Below are 22,456 nucleotides of genomic sequence, written 5' to 3'. Positions count from 1 at the left end.
GGGGGTGGCCTGTGGACAACTCGGGCTCGTCGCGGTGTTCGCCTGGCCTGCTGCGATGGGCGGCCAGCAGGCCAGGCGCGAGGTCTGCTCGCTTCGGCCGCGGTAGGGCACGGATCGGAGCCGGGTGGCGTGCGACCCGCCGCTCTGGGCGCCCAACCGTCACCCCTGCCTCAGCCACCGGTCCACCTCGTCTCCAGCCACAGCTGGTCGCCGTCGCGGTCGTGGGTCAGGTCGACGCCGCGGGGTTGGGACAGGCGGACCGGCGGGGCGTCGGCGACCACCGCGACCGCCACCTCCTGCTGGCTGGCCACCACCGTCACCCTGGCCACCGACCTGGCCGCGCTCAACCCCAGGATCGGCGCCTCGGTCAACGCCCGGCGCAGGTCGACCGGCAGCTGCGGGACCGTGCCGACCACCGACAGCGACACCTGCACCCCGCGCCGCTCGGCGACATCCGCCCCGGCGCGCAGCTCGTGCAGCAGCGGATCCGGCACGTCGTCGGTCTCGGCCATCAGCCTGCGCAACCGCGCCGCCCCCGCCGCGGCCCGCCGCCGGATCGCCGGGTCTGCCGGGTCCGCGCCCGCAGCGAGCTCGGCCAACAACGTGGCCGTGGCCCGGTGCAACTCCCGGTACCGCTGCGCCCGGTCCTCCGCCACCGCCTCGGCGGCCGCCCTTCGCGCCGTCGCCTCGGTCCTCGCCGCCGAGTCCCGCGCGGCCCACCCGGCCGCCGTGCGCAGCCCGTGCCCGCCGAAGTTGTAGCCCAGCTGCAGGGTGAACGCGCCGAGCAGCACCATGATCGCCCGCGAGACGTGCTGGCTGGACCCGGCGTCCACCGCGACCATGCTGACGACCAGCAGGGCGGTGTCGGCCACCAGGAACGCCACCAGGTGCGCCGCCCGGTGCCGCCAGAACACGATCACCGCCACCCACCCCACCGCCCCCCAAGCCCAATTCGGCGGCAAGATCACCTGCGCCGGCGCCGCCAACACGAGCAACACGTCCACCGCCAGCGCCGCCACCCCCAACGGCCAAGCCCACCGCCGGGAACCCCCGCGCAGCAACAACACCGCCCCGGCCACCCCCACCACCAGGTACAACACCCACCCGACGGCCGCAGCCCACTGCCTGGTGTAAACCCCCCAATTCGCCACCGTGACGACGGAGTCGTACCCCAGGTGCCAAAACCCCGCGATCACCACCGCCGCCACGGTCGCCCCCCGCGCATACCGCTCAGCAACAACAACACTCGGCTCAGCGGTCACGGGGTGGGCTCCGGGGTGGCGGGCCAGCGGAGGGTCACTGTGGTGCCGGTGGGGCCGGAGGTGATGTCGGCGTCGCCGTTGGTGGAGCGCATTCGGCCTTGGATTCCCTCTCGGACGCCGTAGCGGTGGCGGGGGACGGTGGTGGGGTCGAAGCCGGGGCCGGTGTCGGTGATGGTGACCAGGACCGAGGCGCAGTCGGTGGTCAGGGACAGGTGGGCCCGGTCGACGCGGGTGTGCCTGGCGACGTTGGCCAGGGCTTGGGCGGCGGCTTCGGCGAACGCGGCGGCGACGTGCACGGGGACCTTGCAGGGGACAAGGTCCACCACCACCTCCACTTGGGCCCGGTCGGCCACCGCCCGCAGTTCGTGGCGCAGGTCGACGTCGATGTCCGGTTCGCCCGCGTCGATCGCGCCCTCGACGATGGCCAGGTCGGCCGCGGCGCGGGCGCGCAGTGCCGCCGAGGTCGCGGTGATGCCGTCGGTGCCGATCGTGGTCAGCGTCGCGAGGACCGTGTCGTGCAGTTCCCGTTTGTGCGCCCGCTCGTCGGCCCGCCGCGCGCGCAGCACGGCCGCCGCCCGTTCGGTGGCGCGCAACTCGTCGAGCGCGTCGTCGGCGACCCGGGCGGCGCGGCGCAGCACCGTCATCAGCGCGGCCGTCGCGGCGATCTGGATCAGGTGGATGCCCAGCGTGCCCAGCGCCCCGCCCTCCTGCCAGGCGCCCAGCGCGTGCGTCAGCGCGACCAGCAGCCCGGCGGGCACGGCCAGCCGGGGCCGCCAGGCGATGCTGGCCACCACGATCGTCATCGAGGTCAGCCCGTCCACCCAGCTCGCCCCGCCCAACCGCAGCTCCGGCGCCACCAGCCACGGCTGCAGCAGGCACAACGCGGTGGTCAGGGCGATGTCGACCAGCATGACCCAGCCCAGGACACCGTGCCGGACGGTGATCAGCGCGAACACCGCCGACCACAGCACGCTCACCGCCACCGCGACCAGCACCACGGGCAGCGACACCGGCGGCGCCAGCCCTGCGACCGCGGCCACCCCGCCGAGGACCGCCACCGCACCCCGCATCGACGCACCCGCTAGCGCGGTCACCCGGTCCAGCGCGGCCTGCGCGTCCTCGGTCACGGGGGCTGCCACGCAGGTTTGATCGACCAGCCCGCCGCCGCCGTTTCGCCCCCGGCAGTATCCGCCGAACGGCTGACAGCCGAAGACCGGTCGTTCGCCCGGGCCGGGCGGTGCTGGCTGGACGGATTCGGACAGGGGAGGGCGGGCGTGGTCGCGGGGGCGTTGATCATCGGCGGGTTCGCCGCTGCGTTTGCGTGCCGCGCGGGTTCGGACCGGTCGTTCGCCCGCGGCCAGACCGGGCTGTACCGGCTGGACGGATTCGGGCAGGTGAGGGCGGGTGCTGTGGTGGGAGTCGCTGCCGTCTCGCCCCTGGCGGTGTCCGCCGAACGCCGCACCGGGACCTCGGAAGTCGTGGCCACCGGGTACGAGCTGCTGATCATCAGCGGGCCCGCGGCCGCGTGCCGTGCGGGTGTGGTTGAGGTGCGCGTCGCTGGTTCGGTCCTGGTGGTGCCCGCCGAACGGCCAAGAGCCGAAGACCGGTCGTTCGCGGGCGGCCGGGTGTCGGCACCGTTCGGCTTGGCGGTGTCGGCTGAACGGCTGACAGCCGAAGACGGGTCGTTCGCGGGCACCCGGGTCGGGCTGTACTGGCCCGATGGGGTCGGACTGGGGAAGGCGGGTGCGGTGGCCGGGTTCGAGGCGTTGATCATCGGCAGGCTCGCCGCCGCGGTCGCGTGCCATGGGCGGGTGGTGCTCGCCAGGCGGTTCGCCGCTGTGGCAAGGGATCGCGGCCTGGTCAACGGTCTGTGGTGGCTGATCGCGGCGCTGCGCGGGGTGGCCGGGGTGGTGGGGCTGGTCGCGGTGTTGCGCGGGTTGGTCGAGGCGGTCGAGAGCGGGGAACCGCGCCCGGTGGTGCTGCGCACGATCGCCGTCATCGAGGCCTCCGCCGCTAGGTGAGCAGGAGCTTGCCGATGCGCCGCGACGTGCCGTAGAGGCCTGCCGCGGTCAGGGCGAGCAGCACCGCCACGTGGCCGAGCACCGCCGGGCCCAGCACGCCGACGGAGAACCCCCTGGCCAGTTCCACGCCGTGGTAGAGCGGGGACAGTTCGGCGAGGACCCGCAGCGGCAGCGGGTAGACCTCGACGGAGAAGAAGGTGCCGGAGAACAGGAACATCGGCACCACGAGGAGGTGGATGTACTCGAACTGCGCCGACGACCGCAGCACCGTCGCGCACACCATGCCGATCGCGGCGAACGCCATCGACACCAGCAACGCGACCGGCACCAGCAGCAGCGCCCACGGCGTGGTGACCAGCCCCATCACGGCCATCACGGTGAAGAACGCCACCGCGTACAGGCCGCTGCGCAACACCGTCCAGGACAACTCGCCCAGCGCGACGTCGTAGGTGCCCAGCGGCGTGGCCAACACGGAGTCGTAGAGGCCGTCGAAGCGCAGCTTGTAGAACATGCTCATCGTCTCGGACACGGCGCCGTTCATCGCGGAGGCGACCAACAGCGCGGGGGCCACGAAAGCGACGTAGCTCAGCTGCACCCCGCCCGGCCCGGTCACCACCGGCACCAGCGCCCCGAACCCGATCTGGAACGCCAGGACGTAGAACAACGGCTCGAAGATCCCCGACAGCAACACCATCCACGCCCGCGCGTACAACAACGCCGACCGCTCCACCAGCCGCCGGGCCAACCCCACGTAGCTGCCCGACGGCAGAACCCGCTGCAACACGGCAACCCGCCGCCGGTTGTCCACAACAGACACTCAGACCACCAGCCTGCGTTGGAAGCGGCGGCGTCCCGTGGCGACTCCCAGGCCCAGCAGTCCGATCAGCACCGCCAGGTGTCCCAGTGCGGGCCACACCCCGAGCCCGCCGAGCGCCGCACCGCGGGCGAGCTCGTTGCCGTGCCACAGCGGGGAGATCCAGGCGAGCGGTCGCACGGCTTCTGGGAGGCGGTCGAGGGGGAAGAAGGTGCCCGCGAACAGGGTCATCGGCATGACGACGAAGCGGTTCAGGGCGGCGAAGACGTGGCCGTCGCCCTTGGTGGTGGCGGCGAAGGCCATGATCGGGGTGGCGCAGGCCGCGCCAGCCAGGACCGCGATCGGTGCCACCAGCAGCGCTCCCGGTCCCGTCCACCCGCCCAGCAGCGCGGTGACCGCCAGGTACAGCACCGCGCCGAGGACGAGCCGGGCGGTGATCCACAGGAGTTCCGCGGTGAACAGCTGCCCCGGGCTGATCGGCGACGAGGCGACCGCCCAGTAGTCCTGTTTCCACTTGAAACCGGACAGGATCGGCAACCCGGCCTCGGCGACCGCGATCGTGATCAGGCCGCTCACGAGGATCGTCGGTGCCACGTAAGCCAAGTACGGCGCGCCACCGGTGAGCGGGCCCGGGCGCACCTGCGAGCCGAACCCCACCCCCATGGCGGTGAGGAACAGGACCGGTTGCAGGCCGGAGGACAGCAGGCTCGCCGTCCAGTGCCGCCGGTACCAGGTCCACTGGCCTTCCAGGCGCAGCCACACCGCGCGCCACGGCCGGACGACGACGCCGGTGGCCGCCGCGGTGGGGCGGTCGACGGTGGTGGTCACCTAGTCCACCAGCGTTCGGCCGGTGAGCCGGAGGAACACGTCCTCCAGGGTGGAGCGGCGCACCAGGGTCGAGGTGGGCCGCACGCCGCGGTCGTGGGCGCGGGTGGTGGCCGCGTCGCCGTCGGTGGTGTAGAGCAGGAGGCGGTCGGGCAGGACCTCGACGCGGTCGGCCAGGTCGCGCACGGCGTCCACGGCCGCGTGCTGCTCGCCGGGGGCGAAGCGCAGTTCCAGCACCTCGCGGGTGGCGTACCTGGCGATCAGCTCGGCTGGCGAGCCCTCCGCGACGATCTTGCCGCCGTCCATGACCACCAGCCGGTCGCACAGCTGCTCGGCCTCGTCCATGTAGTGCGTCGTGATGATCAGCGTGACGCCGCGCTGCTTGAGCGCGAACAGCTTCTCCCACAGCAGGTGCCGCGCCTGCGGGTCCAGGCCGGTGGTCGGCTCGTCGAGCAGCAGCACCTCCGGGTCGTTGACCAGCGCGCGGGCGATGGTCAACCGGCGCTTCATCCCGCCGGAGAGCGGTTCCACGTCGTCGTCGGCGCGGTCGGCGAGCCGGGCGAACTCGATCAGCTCGACCGCCTTGGCCCGCACCTGCGCTCGGGTGAGGCCGAAGTAGCGGCCGTAGACGTGCAGGTTCTGCCGGACGGTGAGCTCGCGGTCGAGGTTGTCCTGTTGGGGCACAACACCGATGCGGGCCCGGATCGCCGGGCCGTGCGTGTCCGGGTCCATGCCCAGCACCCGCAGGTCGCCGCCGGTGCGCGGGGACATGCACGACACCATGCGCATGGTCGAGGACTTGCCTGCGCCATTGGGCCCGAGGAAGCCGAAAGCCTCTCCGGGGCGCACCTGGAAATCAATTCCGCGGACCGCCTCGAAATCGGCGAAGCGCTTCACCAGTCCGCTCCCGGAGATGATCGGTGGCCGGACCTGCGTTCCCACGAACACCATCCCCATCGGTTTGCGGTGACCGTCCCGACACTACCAGCGACCGACTCACCCGGGCGAGGGTCGGATAGTCACCCACTGTTCCCGGACGTCGTACGCCGCCGGGGTCTGCCTTGCCATGTCTGTCCTCTGTGGACTCAAGGGCCACCCGTGCGGGTGATCTGGTCCACCGTGGACGAACATCTGTTCGACGGTCGGGTTAGGGTGTCGGCCATGTACGACAACCGCCCCCCAGACATGGCCGTCCGCTACCGCGTGAGCAACATCGGTGAGCGGGTGGCCATCCTGCCCGCCACCTGCAAGGTCGGCACCCACTCGCTGGCGCGGGTCGGCTACCGCGCGCAGGCCAGCGAGCAGGAGGGCGTCGTGCGCGTCTCCTGCAACGCCTGCAACGAGAACGTCGACGTCGACCACTTCTGGGCGCTGACCCTCGTCGGCGTCCCCCCGGCCCGCGTCGAGCTCGACGACCAGCCCTACGCCGACGTGGTGCCGGTGATGTTCGACCCCAGGGGCAGGGCCGCCCGCTCGTCCTGACCCCGGCGCGCGACCTGGTAGACAGGCCGGGTGCTGAACGGGAAACTCGCCCTGGTCACCGGGGTCAGCAGACGGGCGGGCATCGGGTACGCGATCGCCAGCGGTCTCGCCGGGGCGGGCGCGGACCTGTTCCTGCACCACCACGCCGCCGCGGACCGGCCGTGGAGCCCCGACCCGGATGGCCCGGAGGTGCTCGCGGCCGAGCTGTCCGCCGCCCACCTCGGCCTCGACCTCACCGCACCCGGCGCCCCGGAGCGCCTGGTCGCCGCCGCCCCTGGACACGTCGACATCCTGGTGTGCAACCACGCGCTCAACGGTGCCGACGGCCCGCTGGGCACCCTCGACGCGGACACCCTCGACGCGCACTGGGCGGTCAACACCCGGTCCACCCTCCTGCTGGTCCAGGCGTTCGCCGCCCAGCACGACGGCCGCGCGGGCGGTCGGGTGGTGCTGATGACCTCCGGCCAGGCCCTGGGGCCGATGCCGGACGAGATCGCGTACGCCACCAGCAAGGCGGCCCTGGCGGGCATCACCCCGACGCTGGCCGACCACCTCGCGGACCGGGGTATCACCGTGAACGCGGTGAACCCCGGCCCGGTCGACACCGGCTGGCCCAGCCCCGAGCAGCGCGCCGACCTGCTGGCGCGCTTCCCGGCCGGGCGCTGGGGGCGGCCGCAGGACCCGGCCAGGCTGATCACCTGGCTGGCCGGGCCGGACGCGGCGTGGGTCACCGGCCAAGTGATCAACTCCGAGGGCGGCTTCCGCAGGCACCAGCACGGCTAGCCCTTGCGCACCAGGAACGGGCCGATCGCCAGGAAGTCGATCTCGGTCTTGCGGAAGGTGGCCAGCGCGTCACCCGGGGTGCAGATGATCGGTTCCTGGTCGTTGAACGAGGTGTTCAACACCATCGGCACCCCGGTCAGCGCCGCGAACTCGGTGATGATCCGGTGGAACCGCGGGTTGGTCTCCCGGTGCACGGCCTGGATCCGGCAGGTGTTGTCCACGTGCAGCACCGCGCCCATCCGCGCGTACTTGTCCGGTCGCGCCGGGTAGGCCATCAGCATGTAGTCGCCCGCGCTGGTGGGTTTGGCGACCTCGAACCACTCGTCCACCGCCTCGGCGAGCACGCTGGGCGCCAGCGGCCGGAAGTACTCCCGGTGCTTCACCTTGTGGTTGAGCACCTCCCGCATCGCCCGTTCGCGGGGGTCCCCGATGATGCTGCGGTTGCCCAGCGCGCGCGGACCCAGTTCCATCGCACCCTGGAACAGGCCGATGACCTTGCCACCGGCCACCAACCGCGCGACCTCGGCCTCGAAGTGCTCCGGCTGGGACACCACGAGGTCGGGGTGGCGCGAAAGCTCGTCCGCGATCGCCGAATCCGAGAACGACGGCCCCCAATAGGCGTGCGGCATTTCCGGCGACCGCGACTGCCCCAGCACGTGGTTCCACACGTGCAATGCCGCGCCGACCGAAAGGCCGCCGTCGTGGGCCGCGGGCTGCACGTAGAGTTCGGTGAACGGGGACCGCTCGAACGCGATCTGGTTCGCCACGCAATTGAGCGCGACGCCGCCCGCCAGGCACAGGCGCGACGAGCCGGTGAGCTGGTGCAGGTGGTTGGTCATGTGCAGCACCAACTCGTTCGTCTTCTCCTGCAACGCAGCGGCGACGTCCTGGTGCACCTGGTCGAGGGACGCGCCGCGCGAGCGGGGTTCGACGCCGAGGAGCTCGACCAGTCCGCCGGTGTTCGCCGACGGCGGGTAGTAGAGGATGTCGGCGAAGCGCAGGAGGTCGTGGGCCATGTCGAAGCCGCCGTCCTGGGTGGTCCAGGCCAGGCGGTCGAAAGCGGCGGCGAAGCGGGTCGGGTCTCCGTAGGCGGCCAGGCCCATCACCTTCGCCGCGTCGTACACGCCGAATCCCAAGTAGACGGACACCAGCTCCCACAGGTAACCGATGGACGCCGGGTACCGGACGCTCTGGACGTGGTCGAGCGTGGTGCCCCGCGCGCGGTAGAAGCGGGTGGAGAACGCGTCGTCGCCCAGGGCGTCGACCACCAGGACGGCGGCGTCGTCGAAGGACGAGGCGAAATAGGCCGACGCCGCGTGCGCGGTGTGGTGGGCCACCCAGTGGAACTCGCCGGTGAAGCCGAGTTCGCCGAACCGGCGCGGGATGTCGGGCAGCTTGCCCAGGAACCGCTTCTGGTCCGCCCGGTCGGCCCACGGCGACGGCAGCCCGAGCCGTAGCACCTCGGCGATGACGTCCGGGTCCGCCGCGACCGTGACGTGGTCGACCTCGGCGAGCGTGATGCCCGCTGTGGCCAGGCAGAAGTCGATGGCCTCGCGCGGCAGCTCGTCCGGGTTGTCCGAGCGGGCCTCCTTGCCGTGCTTGACCCGGTTGAACCGCTCCTCCTCGGCCGCGGCGAGCACGACCCCGTCGCGGACCAGGCAGGCCGACGACTCGTGGTAGACCGAGTTGACCCCGAGGATGTACATGGCGATCCCTTCCCCTCAGACCAGCGGCTGGTAGTCGGAGTGCGGGAAGTAGTCCTCCCCGGCCCCGGTGCGGCGCACGTCCCAGGTGGCGCAGTGCAGCGACCCGCCGTACTCGAACACGTTGCGGAACGGGACCGGGAACACCTCGAAGTCCAGTGTGTACAGCAGTTCCTGCAGCGGCTTCTCCTGCTGCTCGCAGATGACCTTGCCGGGGCCGATGCTGAGCACGTTCATCGACAGCCACTTCGACGACTGGCAGAACTCGGGCATGTCGTCGTTGCCGGTGGTCGGTTCCGGCGCCTCGACCAGCTCCCAGTCGTTGGCCAGGAACAGCTTCTCCTCGCCCTCGCGCAGCGGTCGGTCCGGGTTGGTCAGCACCAGGCCCGGCCGCAGCGGCACGAACGTGCAGTCGATGTGCGAGGGGAAGAAGTCCAGCGGGAAGTGCACCGGCCGGATCCGGAACCCCTTGGGCTCCAGGTGCCGCTTGAGCCAGGCGATGCCAGCCCGGTTGGTGGTCATCGACTCCTGCACCACGATGTCGCGGCCGAAGCGGCTCATGTCCGCCGCGTCGAAGACGACCTCGTCCTGGGTGATGCAGAACTCGAAGGAGTGCATGCGCGCGTGCCGTTCGGCCAGCGGGACGTCCCAGAACTCCTCGCGGTACATCCGGTCGGCCATCGACGGCTTCGGCGCGGTCGTCCACACCACCGCCGGGTCGGCGTTCCAGTACTCGTACACCAGGTCCCGGTAGGGCTGGTACTCGAAGTAGCGGGCCCGCCGCGACATCGGCGCCTCGATGATCTCGTTGCCGATGGTGATCATCACGTCCCGCGGGCACACCGCGCAGTACTGGTTGGCCGAGGTGAAGTCGGGGGTGCGCACCGGCTGGGCGAAGTCGTGCGGCGAGGGCCTGCGCACCCGCACGCCCTCGGACTCCAGCAGCGACACCAGCCCGGCCAGCTCCTCGTTGGCGCGGTCGACGGCCTCGGCCGACTTGGGCCCGGTCGGGAACGGCGTGCCGGGCGCGGCGTTGCGGATCTGCGGCCGGTTGCCCGGCTCGCTCGGCTCGAAGTTCGCCCCGTCGGCCGACCCGACCACGATCTCCTCCAGCGGGTCCCACTCGTTCCACGAGTTGACCACTTCGGACACTTGCTGCATGCGGCGCCTGCTTTCGGTGTGGGATCGGTTAGTCGTAGGCCTTTGCGAAGAGGTTGACCACATAAGGGCCGAACTCGCAGGGTTCGTAGCGCGGGGGGTTGTCCGCGTCGACGCACTGCGGCAGGGGGGCGACCACGGCGTCGAAGCGCGGTTCGAAGAAGAACGGGATGGAGTAGCGGTCGCTGGTACCCGGGATCTGCACCCGGTGCCAGGTCGCCTGGTAGCGGTCGTTGGTCCAGCGCTGCATCATCAACCCGATGTTGACCAGGAACGTGCCGGGGATGTGCGGTGCCGCGATCCACTCGCCGCGCGCGTTGCGGACCTCCAGCCCGCCGACACCGTCCTGTTGCAACACGGCGAGGAACCCGTAGTCCACGTGCGCGCCGAAGCCCAGTTCGGTCTGGTCGATGGTGAACCCGTCGGGTGCGTGCGGGTGCGCCTCCTGGCTGAACGGCGGGTAGTGCACCATCCGCAGGTCGCTGAGCTCGGCGCCCTCGAACCGGGCGAAGAAGTGCTCGTCGAGGCCGAGGCTCAGCGCCATCCCGGCGGCGATGCGCGCGCTCAACGCCCACATCTGGTCCCAGGAGCGCATCATCACCGTCCGGAACCACGGCAGCTCGGCGGGCCACTGCTCGGGGTCGTCGAGCGGGTGCTGGTCGCGCACCGCCCGCACAGTGGCGGCGCTGGTGGCGTCGCGGCCCCACTTCGGTTGCAGGTCAAGGCATTCGTGCCAGTCGGTCTTGCCTGCGGTGACCTCGCCGCCCAGCGGCACGAAGCCGCGGAACTGGTCGGTCGTGCCGCCGAGGCGGATCTTCATCTTCGCGGCCAGCGGGAGGTCGAAGAACGCCTTGGCCGCGGCGAACATCTCGGCGCTGTCGGCGGCGTCGACGCCGTGGTCGGCGACGTAGAAGAACCCGATGTCGCGGCAGGCGGCCCCGATCTCGTCCACCACCCGGCGCAGCGCGGCCGGGTCGGGGTCGGGGGTGACCAGCGCGCCGATGTCGATCACCGGGACCCGGGTGAACGCGGTGTGGTTGTCCACGGCTTGGCTCATCGGGTGTCTCCTGGGGTGGGCAGCCGGTCCACGGCGAGGTCCTGGTCGGCCAGCGCGGTCAGCAGCGTCAGGTAGTGCTCGCACCAGCGGCGCGCGGTGGCCTCGTCGAACGAGTCGGCCAGGTAGTCGCAGTCGAACCGGATGCCGGTGCCGGTCTCGATGCCGTCGATGCGGAAGTCGACCAGCGCGAAGTGCGCCGGGACCGGTTCGAACCGCCCGGTGAGCCCCGCGAAGTCCGGCACCGGGATCGAGCGGTCGAGGTTGAACACCGTGCGCAGCGGCGCCGGGTAGTCGCTTCCCGGGTGCAGGCGCGCGAAGGGCACGTCCTGGTGCTCGAAGGCCGCCAGCACGCTCGCGCGGACCTGCCCGAGGTACTCGCCCACGGTGAGCCCCGGGGTCAGGGTGCTGCGGATCGGCAGGAAGTGCGCGCAGTAGCCGACGATCGACCCGCTCCCGGGGAACCCGCGCCCGGCCTGCGGGACACCGATCACGATGTCGTCCTGGCCGGTGACCTGGTGGGTGAGCAGCCCGTACCCGGCGAGTAGCGCCATGAACAGCGTCGCCTTGGCGGCTTTCCCGGCTTCCTTGACGGTCTCGACGCGGTCGAGTTCGAAGGTGATCCGTTCGCCCCGCCGGGACGTCGACGGCGTCTTCGTCGGGAACGCGGTGTTCGGGAACCCGTCGGCGAACCGCTCGGCCCAGTACCGCTCCTGTGTGGACAGATTGCGTTCCTGTTCGAGGAAGTCCCGGTACTGCAACGGTTCGGGCAACTCCGCCTGCTTGCCGGAGTACGCCGAAGCCAGCTCCTGCAGGATCACCGCCATCGACCACCCATCGCAGACTGAGTGGTGGGCCACCACCGCCAGGTGCCGTCCATCGAGCACTGCGATCCGCAGCAACGGCCCGGTGCCCAGGTCGAACGGCTCGATGCGGTCCCACCAGCCGAGGTCGGCCACCTCCACCGGCACGTCGACCGAGGGCAGCACCACGGCGCCGGAGTCGCGGAACACCGTCCGCAGCGCCTGGTGCCGGGAAGTCACCACGCGCACCGCGGCCCGCAGCGCGTCCAGGTCCGGTTCGCCGCTGAGCAGGATGTCCTCGGCGACCGTCCACGACGGCAGCGCTAGCACGGCCCGCTGCTCGTCCCCGACCGGGGTGACCGAGTCGGGTAGGAACCCGCCGTCGCGCATCCCGGCCACGGCCTCCCGCACCGCGGTGACGATCGCGTCGACGTCGTCGTCGGTGTGAGCGGTCGACAGGAAGCAGGTCCGGCCTTCCCACAGGTAGATGCCCCTGGTGAGCAGGTGGAAGTGGAAGACCTCGATCTCCAGCGGCTGGTGGGCGTAGCTGGCGTTGCCCTTCCAGGCGAAGCGGAACACCGAGGCGAACCGCAGCACCCGGATCGGTACCGCCTCCGCCTGGAAGAACGCGTTCAGCGTGTCGGCCAGGTGCTCGGCCCGCCCGGTCAGCCGCCGCTGCAGCTCGGGCCCGTGGTCGCGCAGGTGCCGCAGCACGGCCCGGGTGCTGGCCATGGCATAGGGGTGCATCTCGAACGTGCTGCCGATGTAGGTCTTGGGGCTGTTGGGGTCCGCTCCCGGCCCGTCGACCCAGTCACCGCCGTCGACCTGGTCTAGGAACTCGGCCCCACCCGCGACGATGCTCACCGGCAGGCCACCGCCGACGACCTTGCCGTAGGTGGCGATGTCGGCCCGCACCCCGAAGTGCGCCTGGGCGCCGCCTGGGTGCACCCGGAACCCGGTGATCACCTCGTCGAAGATCAGCGGGATGCCGAGCCGGGTGGTCAACGCCCGCAGGTCGCGCAGGAACGCCTCCGGCTGCAACGTCGGGTTGCGGCTCTGCACCGGTTCGACCAGCACACCCGCCAGTTCGTCCGCGTGCGCCTCTATGGCCTGCAACGCCGATGCTGCGCCATAGGTGAGCACGAGTGCGTCAGCGGCCGCGCCTGGTGCGATGCCGGGTGCCATAGGGACGGACTGCTCGGGGTCGCCCAAGACGTCCGGTAGCGCAAGAACCCGGTCGTCCTGACCGTGGTAAGAGCCGGAGAACATCGCGAATCGGGTCCTGCCGGTCTTAGCTTGCGCGATTCGCAGTGCACCACGCACGGCATCGCTACCGGTCACCGCGAAGAACATCCGCTCCATGCCGGTCAACTCGCGCACGAGCTGGGCGACCTCGTCCGCGAGGTCGGTGATCGGCCCGAGTTGCAGGCCCAAGCCGATCCGCTCGGTGACGGCCGCGGTGACGAACTCCGGGTCGTGGCCGAACAGCAGCACCCCGACGCCCATCGCGATGTCGATGTACGAGTTGCCGTCGATGTCGTGGAACCGGGCGCCGTGGCCGCGGTCGGCGATGATCGGGTACGACACCGACCTGGTCTCCGGCCGCACCGAGCGCATCCTGGTGTCGGCCCGGATGCCCCGGTGGTCGGCCGCCCGCGCCAGCGAGCCCGCCGTGCGCTTCTTGTGCGTGGCCAGCAGCTCGTCGAGGTGCTGCTGTTGCCGTTCGGTCAGCTCGCGCGCCGGTGCGGGGGCCTGTTTCGGGGGTGCCTTCTTGGGTGCGGCCGCGGGAGGGGGAGCCTGATTGCCGCGGCCGAGGAGGTCGAGCTGGCGCGACATGATGTCCAGCTGGGCCGCCAGGAGCGCCTTGACGTCGTCGGCGGGCGCGGGTGCGACCGGCACGACCGGAACCGCCGGTGTGGGCAGTGGGGGCTGCTCGACGGCGGGCGCGATCTCGGCCAGGTGGGCGGCGACGGCTTCGACGGTGTCCAGTTCGTCGAACAGCTGCCCGACGGTCAACGTGACCCCGTACCGGTCGATGATGTCCTGGATCAGCTTGGCGATCAGCAGCGAGTCGGCGCCCAGGTCGACGAACGTGGTGCGCGGCGGCAGCTCCGCGAGCTCCAGGCCCGCGCTGAGCCGGTCCCGCAGGTCGTCGAGGATCCGGTCGCGCTGGTCGGTGTGCACTTCTCCGCCCTCCTGCCGGGGTACCGCGGTCGGTGCGCTGGGCTTCTCGGTGAACCAGTGCCGCTCGCGCTGGAACGGGTAGGTCGGCACGGGGACGCGGCGGTGCGGGTACGGCTCGTCGAAGGTCGCCCAGTCGAAGTCGACCCCGGCCGCGTAGAGCTCGGCGACGCTCTGCAGGACCTGCTTCCAGTCGTCGCGGCCCTCCCAGAGCGAGGACAGCCAGCGCACCTGCGGTCCTTGCCAGCTCTGCCTGCCCAGCAGTTGCAGCACCGGTTGCGGCCCTACCTCGAGCACCACCTGGCACCCTTCGCCCGCCAGCGTGGCCATGCCGTCGGCGAACAGCACCGGCTCCCGGGTGTGCCTGCGCCAGTGCTCAGCGTCGACCGAGTCCACTATGCCCCCGGTCACGTTGGAGATCATCCGGACGGTCGGCTCCCTATAGGCGAACTGTTCGGCGGCTCTGACAAGTTCCGGCAGCACGGTCTCGACGAGCGGCGAGTGCGGCGCGTGCGGGATCTTCAAGGGCCGACCGTCCAGCCCGGCCGCCTTGACCGCGACCAGCGCTTCGGCGACCGCGTCGGCGGCCCCGGCGATCAGGGTCTCCCGAGGTCCGTTGACCCCGGCCACCCCGACCTGACCGGTGAGCAACGGCTCGACCTCGGCACGCGGAGCCAGAACGGCGGCTGTGGCGCCGCCGGACGTGGCCTCCTCGATCAGTCGGGCCCGGCGGGTGAGCAGACCCAGCGCGTCTTCCAGGTCGAGGAACCCGGCGACACAAGCCGCAGCGAACTCGCCGGTGCTGTGGCCCATGACGACGTGCGGACGAACCCCCCACGCTGACCACAGCTGCGTCAGCGCGTACTCCAACGCGAAGATCGCCGGTTGCGCGTAAGAGGTGCGGTCAATGAGCCCGGTCGTGTCGGAATAGAGGATGTCCAGCAGGGGGATGTCGTAAGAGCGCAGGATCTCGTCGCAGCGGATCAACGCGTCGCGGAAGACCGGGTGGGTGTCGAACAGCCCCTTACCCATGCCCGCGTACTGCGACCCCTGCCCGGTGAACAGGAACGCCACCCGCGGCGGCTGGTCGACCACCCCGCTCGCCGTGGGCCTACCTTCCGCGAACCGGGTCAGCGCTTTCACAGCCTCCGCGCCGGTGGACGCAGTGATCGCCAGTCGGTGGGGGAACTTGGTGCGCCCAGTCGCTGTGGTGTGGAAGTAGTCCGCGACCTCGTCAACGCGCTCTAGTGCGTTCGCGTGGCGAGCAGCTAGGTCGCGCAAGGCCTCAGGGGAGCGCGCTGACAACGGTAGGACGTGCCTGGGCCGCTTAGGGCCATCTGCGACAGTTGGAGTGGGTGCGGCGGTCAAGACAACATGTGCGTTGGTGCCGCTGAAGCCGAACGAACTCACCCCGGCGGCTGTCGCCCCCTCCGGCCACGGCGTCACCTCGGTCGGCACGGCCACCGCGTCCCACGAGATGTGCGGGTTCGGCTCGTGGAAGTTCCGGTTCGGTGGGATCTCGCCATGGCTCAGGGCCAAGACAGCCTTGATCAGGCCAGCGGCCCCGGCAGCCGCCTCAAGGTGACCGATGTTGGTCTTCGCCGCACCCAACAACACGGGGGTGGACCTGCCCGCGAACACCGCGCTCAACGCGCCAACCTCAACCGGGTCACCCAACTGCGTCCCGGTGCCGTGCGTCTCGACGTAACCGACGGCAGACGGGTCCACCCGGGCATCGGCAAGAGCCGCCCGGATGACCTCTTGCTGCGCAAGCCCGTTCGGGGCGGTAAGACCGTTGGTTCGCCCGTCTTGGTTGACCGCACTACCCCGGATAACCGCACGGATCGGGTCACCAGCGGCTACAGCGTCCTCGAGCCGCTTAAGGACAACGATCCCAGCACCCTCACCCCGCCCGTACCCGTCGGCAGCAGCATCGAACGTCTTACACCTGCCGTCAGCCGCGAGCGCGTTGCCGTCAGCGAAAGCCGCGAACGCGTCCGGCGACACCATCAAGCTCACCCCACCCGCCAGCGCCATGTCACACTCGCCCCGCCGCAGGCTCGCGATCGCGAGGTGCACGGCGACAAGAGCCGACGAACACGCCGTGTCCAACGCCAAGTTCGGACCGCGCAGACCCAGCAGGTAGGAGAGACGACCGCTCGCCACACTCAACGCGTTGCCGGTGAGGTCATGCATCTGGACCGGCCCGCCCGCCTTCGCGCGCATCACCGGCAGGTACTCGGCCTCCGAGATACCGACGAACACCCCGGTGCGGCTGCCCGCCAGGGACCGTGGATCGTGCCCGGAGTCCTCAAGAGCCTCCCAGGCGACTTCGAGCAACAGGCGCTGCTGCGGGTCTATGTGCCGAGCCTCGCGCGGGGAGATCCCGAAGAACGCAGGATCGAACCCAGCGATGTCATCGAGGAACCCACCCCGCTCAGTCCCGTTGTCCCACCGACCAGCGGGCACGACCGAGATCGCCTCACCCCCCGACCGCAACAACTCCCAATAAGCCCCCGAACCCCCCGCTCCAGGAAACCGACATCCAAGGCCAGTAACCGCTAGTGCCGCCTCCCCAGGATTAACCGTGGTTGTGGCGGTGGGGTGGGGACGTGGGTGTTGGGTGGGTGAACGTGGTTGGGTTTCGTCACGGTCCCCTGAGGTGGCGGTTTGTGGGGGCGGAGGGAGAGAAGGAAGTAGGTGCGTGGTTAGGGCGGTGGGGGTGGGGTGGTCGAAGGCGATGGTGGGGCTGAGGGGGACGTTGAGGTCGCGTTGGAGGCGGTTGCGCAGCTCCACGACCATGAGGGAATCCATGCCCAGGTCGGTGAAGGCCGAGTCGGGGTCGATGCGGTAGCCGGGGGGTAGGCCCAGCAGGTGAGTTAGATGCTGGGTCAGGTGCTGGAGCAGGGCCGCTGGGGTGTCCAGTTGGAGTTTGGCGCGCTGAGGTTCCACAGTGGACTGTTCCGTGGTGCGCATGACGGCTATTTGGGCCAGGGGTGCGCCTAGGAGGGTGAGGGCGGCTGCGGTGCCTTCAGCGGGTGGGATCAGGGCTTGGCCTGCCAGGCGTTCGGTGCGGGCGGCCATGCCGATCTCCGCCCACGGGCCCCAGTTGATCGACAAACCGGCCCGGCCCTCGGCGCGGCGGCGGGCGGCGAGACCGTCGAGGAAAGCGTTTGCGGCGGCGTAGTTGCCCTGGCCGCCGTCGTCGAGCAGGGCGGCGACCGAGGAGTACGCGACGAAGAAGTCCAGTTCGCCCGCCAGTTCGTGCAGGTGCCAGGCCGCGTCGGCCTTCGGTGCCAAGACGGCGTCGAACCGCTCGGCGCTCTGGTGGGCGAGGATCCCGTCGTCCAGCACACCGGCGGCGTGGACGATCCCGTGCAGCGGGCCGTGTTCGGCGATGATCCGCTCGACCGTGCCCCGATCGGAGAGATCGCCGGACCGCACGTGCACCCGAGCGCTGATCTCCGCGATCGCCGCCTGTTGCTCAGGAGTTGGCTCACCGCGGCTGGTGAGGACGATGGTCCCGGCGCCGTGCTCGGCCAGTTCCCTGGCCGTCCGCAGGCCCAGTGCGCCCAGGCCGCCGGTGACCAGGTAGGTCCCGTCCGCGCGCGGCCGAACCGGTCGGTCGAAGGTGAGCACGACCTTGCCGATGTGCCGGGCGCGCTGCATGAACGTGTACGCGGCGACGGCCTCGGTGCGGGGGAACAGCGTGGTGGGCAGCGGCCGCAGCGTGCCGTTGGCGAACCCGGCGGACACCTCGGCGAACAGCCGGGGGATCAGCGCCGGGTCGGCCTCGCCGTCGTCGCCCAGGTCGAACGGGAAGTACGCCACCGGCAGGTCGTCGCGCAGGTCCAGCTTGCCCATCTCGACGAACCGGCCGCCCTCGGCCAGCACGGACACGCTCGCGTCGATGAACTCCCCGGTCAAGCTGTTGAGCACCACGTCGACCGGTGCGATGGCCTCCGCGAAGGTCGTGGACCGCGAGTCGAACACCTGCTCGACGCCCAGCGCCCGCACTGCGTCCTGTTTGGACTCACTCGCCGTCGCGACCACCTCGGCCCCGATGGCCTGCGCGATCTGCACCGCCGCCTGGCCGACCCCGCCGGACGCGGCGTGGATCAGCACCCGCTCACCCGGCCTCAGCCCGGCGAGCGTGGTCAGCGCGTACTGGGCGGTGAGGAACGCGAGCGGGATCGTGGCGCCCTCGGCCATGGTGAGCCCCGCGGGCAGGGGCGCGGTGTACTCGGTGGAGACGGTCACGTAGTCGGCGAAGCCACCCTCGACCATCGCGATCACTCGGTCACCTGCGGCAAACGAGGTCACCTCTTCGCCGACCGCGACCACAGTCCCCGCGCACTCGAAGCCGAGCGGTACGTCTGCGGCGCGGGCGGCGTAGTTCATCATGCCCAGCGACACCAACACATCCCGGAAGTTCAACCCCGCCGCGGCGACCTCGATCTCGACCTCGCCCGGGCCGGGCGCACGGCGTGTTAGGGGAGTTGAACGCAGGTTCTCCGGCGACCCGTAGGCGTCCAGCGTCAACCGGGCGGGCGCGCCGGAGGTGTCCACTGTGGTCTTACGAAGAACCGGGATGTGGTTGACACCGTTGCGGACGGCGCTGTGCGGGTGCGAGGTGTTGAGGTGGCTCTCGTCGAACACGTCGACGTCGATGGTGGTGGTGTGCACCTCGGGGTGCTCGGCGACGATGGCGCGGGTGAGGCCCCAGAGCGCGGTGTGCGCGGGGTCGGGGATGTCGCCGGGCGCCACCACGTATGCGTTGCGGGTGATCACGTAAAGCCGAGGCGGCTTCGGCTGCCGGGTGAGGTTGTGGACGAGTGCGAGCAGTTCGGTGGTCAGGTGGTGCGCGGCGGCTGCGGGTTCGGGCAAGGATCGTGCGATGTGGACAACGGAATCCGCGCTGTCGAATGAAGAGGCAGGCTCGCTGGGGACGGGCTCCCAGCGGACCTCCCGCAGCCACTCGGTCCAGGCGTGGGTCAGCGCGGGTGCTGGGCGGTCCTCGAACCCGACGGCTTGGGCGACCAGAGCACCCTCGGCGTCGATCAGGTTGATGTCCCAACGGTCCCCGTGCCGCACGGCGTGTACCCAGCGCGCCCGGTTGTCGGCGTCCGCGCTGATCCACAGCCGCCGGACCGCGAACGGCACCCGGGCGCCCTCGGCGGTGGCCAACGCCTCGGTGGCTTGGAACATCGCGTCGAGGAGTCCGGGGTGCGCGGGAGCGACCTTCCGCGTGCCGGATGGCCTGGTCACGGCCGCCACGACCTCGTCGTCACCGGTGTGCGCCTCGGTCAGCCAGCGGAACCTCGGCCCCAGTTCGATGCCGTTGCCCGCCAGCCGCTCGTACAGCGCATCCACGTCAACCCGGGTGGTCGCCCTGGCGCGCACCTCCACCAGCGGCTCGGGCTCGTCGGGCGCGGCGCGACCGAGGGTCCCCACCGCGTGGACCGGGGCGGGCTCGTCGCCGTCCGGCACGCTGACCAGCTGGAAGTCGCTGCCGGTCACCTCGATCTGGACGGTCCTCGGGAGCACCAGCGGCTCCGGGAACACCACGTTCTCCAACACGACCTCGCCAGCGCCGAGCACGTCCGCCGCACTCGCGACCATCGCCAGGTGCGCGGCCGCGGGCGACACAACACGGCCGCCCACCTGGTGCTCCGCGAACAGGTCCGCCGCCGCCAGTTCGGTCTGGAACACCGTCGACCGGTGGCTGGGCAGCCGCAGCCGCACGTCCAGCAACGGCCGGACCCGGTCCTTGGCCGGCGCGGCGTCGATCCAGTACCGGTCGCGCTGGAAGGGGTAACCGGGGATCGTGGTCTTCCCGGCACTGTCCACAGCGGACCAAGTGATCGCGGTGCCGCGCAGGTGCAGCGCGGCGGCGGTGGTCAGCGGCTCCACCCAGTCGAGGTCGGGTCGCAGGCTCGGCAGGAACACCGCGTCCGGCGCACTGACCTGCGCCGACGCGAGCAGCACCGGCTTCGGCCCGATCTCCACGAAGATCCCCGCGCCCGCCGCGCCGACCGCATCGGCGAACCTGACCGGTTCCAGCGCGTGCCGCACCCAGTACTCCGGGTCCGCCAAGTCCTCGGCGACCGCGCCGGTCAGGTCGGACACGATGGTGGTCTTCGGTTCGGTGAAGGTGATCCGCCTCGCCGCGGCCCGCAGCCCGTCGGCGATCGGGGCCATCAACGGCGAGTGGAACGCGTGCGACACCGGGAGGTACTTGCCCTGCAGCCCGAGCTCGTCGAGCGCGGCGGCGACCTGCTCACGATCACCAGACAGCACGACCTCACCCGGAGCGTTGACCGCGGCCACCGCGACCAGCGGGAACCGCGCCACCGTGGTGGAAACCGCGTCCTCGCCAGCGCGGACCGCGACCATCACACCAGCAGGTTGGGCCTGCATCAACCGCGCCCGCTCGGTGACGAACGCCAGCCCGTCGGCCAGGCTGAACGCCCCCGCCACACAGGCCGCCACGATCCCGCCCACGCTGTGCCCGAGCACCACGTCCGGCCGCACACCCCAGGACTCCCACATCGCGGCCAAGGCGTACTCGACGACGAACAACGCGGGCTGCGTGGTCGCCGTCCGGTCCAGATCCCGCCCCTCAAACAACGGTGGCTCGCCTAGGATCTCCGCGCACTCCAACACCGCCCGCCGAAACACCGGTTCGCCCTCGAACAGCTCCCGCCCCATGCCCGCGTACTGCGACCCCTGCCCGGAGAACAAGAACGCAACCCTCGACGGCCCCTGGTGACTCGGCACATGCCCTGTAGGTGCACCAGCACGCAACTGCCCGGCCAACTCGGCACTGGTGGCGCCGACCACCGCCACCCGGTGCTCGTAGTGGTCACGGCCTGTGTTGGCGGTGAAGCAAACATCCGCAACCGGCGGCCCGGTGTCGAGGAACGCCGCCATCCCGCTGACCGCATCGGCAAGCGCCTGCTCAGTTCGGCCTGACAGGACCAGCACCCTGGGGCGATCCTGAGTGTCCACTGTGGCGCGGGGTGGGGCTGCCGCGAGGATGATGTGGGAGTTGGTGCCGCTCATGCCGAACGAGCTGACCCCGGCGATCTGGCGTTCGTCCCACGGCGTCGGCTCGGTGGGCACCTGGAACGGCAGCCGGGCCCAGTCCACGTGCGGGGTGGGGGTCGTGAAGTGCACGTTCGGCGGGATCGTGCCGTGTCGCAGGGCCAACACCGCCTTGATCACGCCTGCGATGCCCGCCGCGCCTTCGGCGTGACCGATGTTGCTCTTCACCGCACCCAGCACCACCGGGTGCTCGTTCGCGCCGAACACCGTGCCCAGCGCGCTGACCTCGATCGGATCGCCCAGTGCGGTTCCGGTGCCGTGGGCCTCGATGAATCCGATCTCGGCGGGCGAGAGCTCGGCGTCGCGTAGCGCGTCGCGGATCAGCGAGACCTGCGCGCCCTCGTTCGGCACCGTGAACCCGCTCGCGGGGCCGTCGTGGTTGACCGCTGATCCTCGGATCACGGCCAGCACGGTGTCGTTGTCGCGTTCCGCGTCGGACAGGCGCTTGAGCACGATCATCCCGCACCCCTCGCTGCGGCCGAAGCCGTCGGCGGCGGCGTCGAAGGTCTTGCACCTCCCGTCCGGTGACAGTGCCCGGGTCCTGGCCAGTGACAACGAGGTCGTCGGGGCCAGCCGCAGGTGCACACCGCCCGCCAACGCGTGGTCGCACTCGCCCCGCCGCAGTGCGCTCACCGCCTGGTGGATCGCGACCAGCGAACTCGAGCACCCCGTGTCGACAGCGATGTTGGGGCCCTGGAAGCCGAACACGTGCGAGATCCGACCGGACGCGAAGCAGAACCCGGTGCCGGTCGCGTCGTAGTGCTCCAGTTCGCCCGCGCCTTCGACCAGCCGCGCGTAGTCGTTCTCCGCGACGCCGACGAACACGCCGGTTCGAGTGCGGCGCAAAGACTTCGGTGGGATCGCGGCATCCTCCAGGGCGTGTTGGGTCACCTCCAGGAGCAGTCGGTGCTGCGGGTCCAGCCGCGCGGCCTCCTTGGGGGAGATGCCGAAGAACAGCGGGTCGAACTGGTCGACGCCGGAGACGAACCCGCCGTGGCGGGCGTAGAGGGAACCCGGGGTGTCCGGATCGGGGTCGTAGTAGGCGTCGACGTCCCATCGGTCCGGCGGGATCTCGGTGATCGCGTCTACCCCGTCGCGCAACAGCTCCCAGAAGGCGGCCACCGAGTCGGCGCCGGGGAACCGGCACGCCATGCCGACCACCGCGATCGGCTCACGAGCGCGGGCCAGCCTGCCCTCGAGCTGGTCGATCACCCGCACCGACCGGCGCAGCGCGGTGACCAACTCCTCGGTTGCGGACACCTC

General features: G+C 70.9%; 12 protein-coding genes. 3 read left to right on the top strand and 9 right to left on the bottom strand.

From position 1 onward, the window contains the following. Positions 1–170: 170 nt before the first annotated feature. Together JOD54_RS33735 and JOD54_RS33730 are read right to left on the bottom strand one after the other, a co-directional pair. Positions 171–1,262 carry a hypothetical protein gene (locus JOD54_RS33735; protein WP_204455960.1) on the bottom strand — a complete coding sequence of 364 codons (1,092 nt, stop codon included), beginning with the start codon at positions 1,260–1,262 and terminating at the stop codon, positions 171–173. After that, positions 1,259–2,401, bottom strand: coding sequence for a sensor histidine kinase (locus tag JOD54_RS33730; protein WP_204455959.1), 1,143 nt, complete (start codon positions 2,399–2,401; stop codon positions 1,259–1,261). Before JOD54_RS33730 ends, JOD54_RS33735 begins: the two co-directional genes overlap by 4 nt. A gap of 135 nt (positions 2,402–2,536) precedes the next feature. On the opposite strand from JOD54_RS33730, the gene JOD54_RS33725 reads away from it, so the two are divergent. Next, positions 2,537–3,283, top strand: coding sequence for a hypothetical protein (locus JOD54_RS33725; protein WP_204455958.1), 747 nt, complete (start codon positions 2,537–2,539; stop codon positions 3,281–3,283). On the opposite strand, the gene JOD54_RS33720 is transcribed toward JOD54_RS33725, so the two are convergent. Genes JOD54_RS33720 through JOD54_RS33710 form a run of 3 tightly spaced genes read right to left on the bottom strand, consistent with a single transcriptional unit; the run spans position 3,276 to position 5,873 of the window. Then, complete coding sequence (locus JOD54_RS33720) at positions 3,276–4,100, bottom strand: ABC transporter permease (RefSeq protein WP_307860495.1); 825 nt, start codon at positions 4,098–4,100, stop codon at positions 3,276–3,278. The genes JOD54_RS33725 and JOD54_RS33720 overlap by 8 nt on opposite strands. Further along, positions 4,101–4,925, bottom strand: coding sequence for an ABC transporter permease (locus tag JOD54_RS33715; protein ID WP_204455957.1), 825 nt, complete (start codon positions 4,923–4,925; stop codon positions 4,101–4,103). Beyond that, positions 4,926–5,873 carry an ABC transporter ATP-binding protein gene (locus JOD54_RS33710; protein WP_204457009.1) on the bottom strand — a complete coding sequence of 316 codons (948 nt, stop codon included), beginning with the start codon at positions 5,871–5,873 and terminating at the stop codon, positions 4,926–4,928. A 210-nt stretch (positions 5,874–6,083) separates the two neighbouring features. On the opposite strand from JOD54_RS33710, the gene JOD54_RS33705 reads away from it, so the two are divergent. Then, a complete protein-coding gene (locus JOD54_RS33705; RefSeq protein ID WP_204455956.1) occupies positions 6,084–6,404 on the top strand; it encodes a hypothetical protein in 321 nt (106 codons plus the stop codon). A 30-nt stretch (positions 6,405–6,434) separates the two neighbouring features. Then, positions 6,435–7,187, top strand: coding sequence for an SDR family oxidoreductase (locus tag JOD54_RS33700; protein ID WP_307860493.1), 753 nt, complete (start codon positions 6,435–6,437; stop codon positions 7,185–7,187). Here JOD54_RS33700 and JOD54_RS33695 read toward each other — a convergent pair. The 4 genes from JOD54_RS33695 to JOD54_RS35420 are packed head-to-tail and all read right to left on the bottom strand — an operon-like array spanning position 7,184 to position 22,453. Next, the gene (locus JOD54_RS33695; RefSeq protein WP_204455955.1) at positions 7,184–8,893 is read right to left on the bottom strand and encodes a carbamoyltransferase family protein; all 1,710 of its coding nucleotides are present in this window, start codon (positions 8,891–8,893) and stop codon (positions 7,184–7,186) included. The two genes, JOD54_RS33700 and JOD54_RS33695, sit on opposite strands and share 4 nt — an antisense overlap. A gap of 15 nt (positions 8,894–8,908) precedes the next feature. Next, entirely contained in the window at positions 8,909–10,051 is a 1,143-nt protein-coding gene (locus JOD54_RS33690; protein ID WP_204455954.1) for a glycine amidinotransferase, read from the bottom strand. Between the two features lie 28 nt (positions 10,052–10,079). Next, positions 10,080–11,105: an isopenicillin N synthase family dioxygenase gene (locus JOD54_RS33685; protein ID WP_204455953.1), complete on the bottom strand. Its 1,026-nt coding sequence runs from the start codon at positions 11,103–11,105 to the stop codon at positions 10,080–10,082. Continuing rightward, positions 11,102–22,453: a type I polyketide synthase gene (locus tag JOD54_RS35420; protein WP_204457041.1), complete on the bottom strand. Its 11,352-nt coding sequence runs from the start codon at positions 22,451–22,453 to the stop codon at positions 11,102–11,104. The genes JOD54_RS33685 and JOD54_RS35420 overlap by 4 nt, the downstream gene beginning before the upstream one ends. Positions 22,454–22,456: the final 3 nt, after the last annotated feature.

Origin of the sequence: Actinokineospora baliensis (genome assembly GCF_016907695.1) — a bacterium.
Taxonomy (GTDB): Bacteria; Actinomycetota; Actinomycetes; order Mycobacteriales; family Pseudonocardiaceae; genus Actinokineospora; species Actinokineospora baliensis.
Note: the sequence above shows the minus strand (reverse complement) of the source record. Positions and strands in the feature narration are given on the sequence as shown.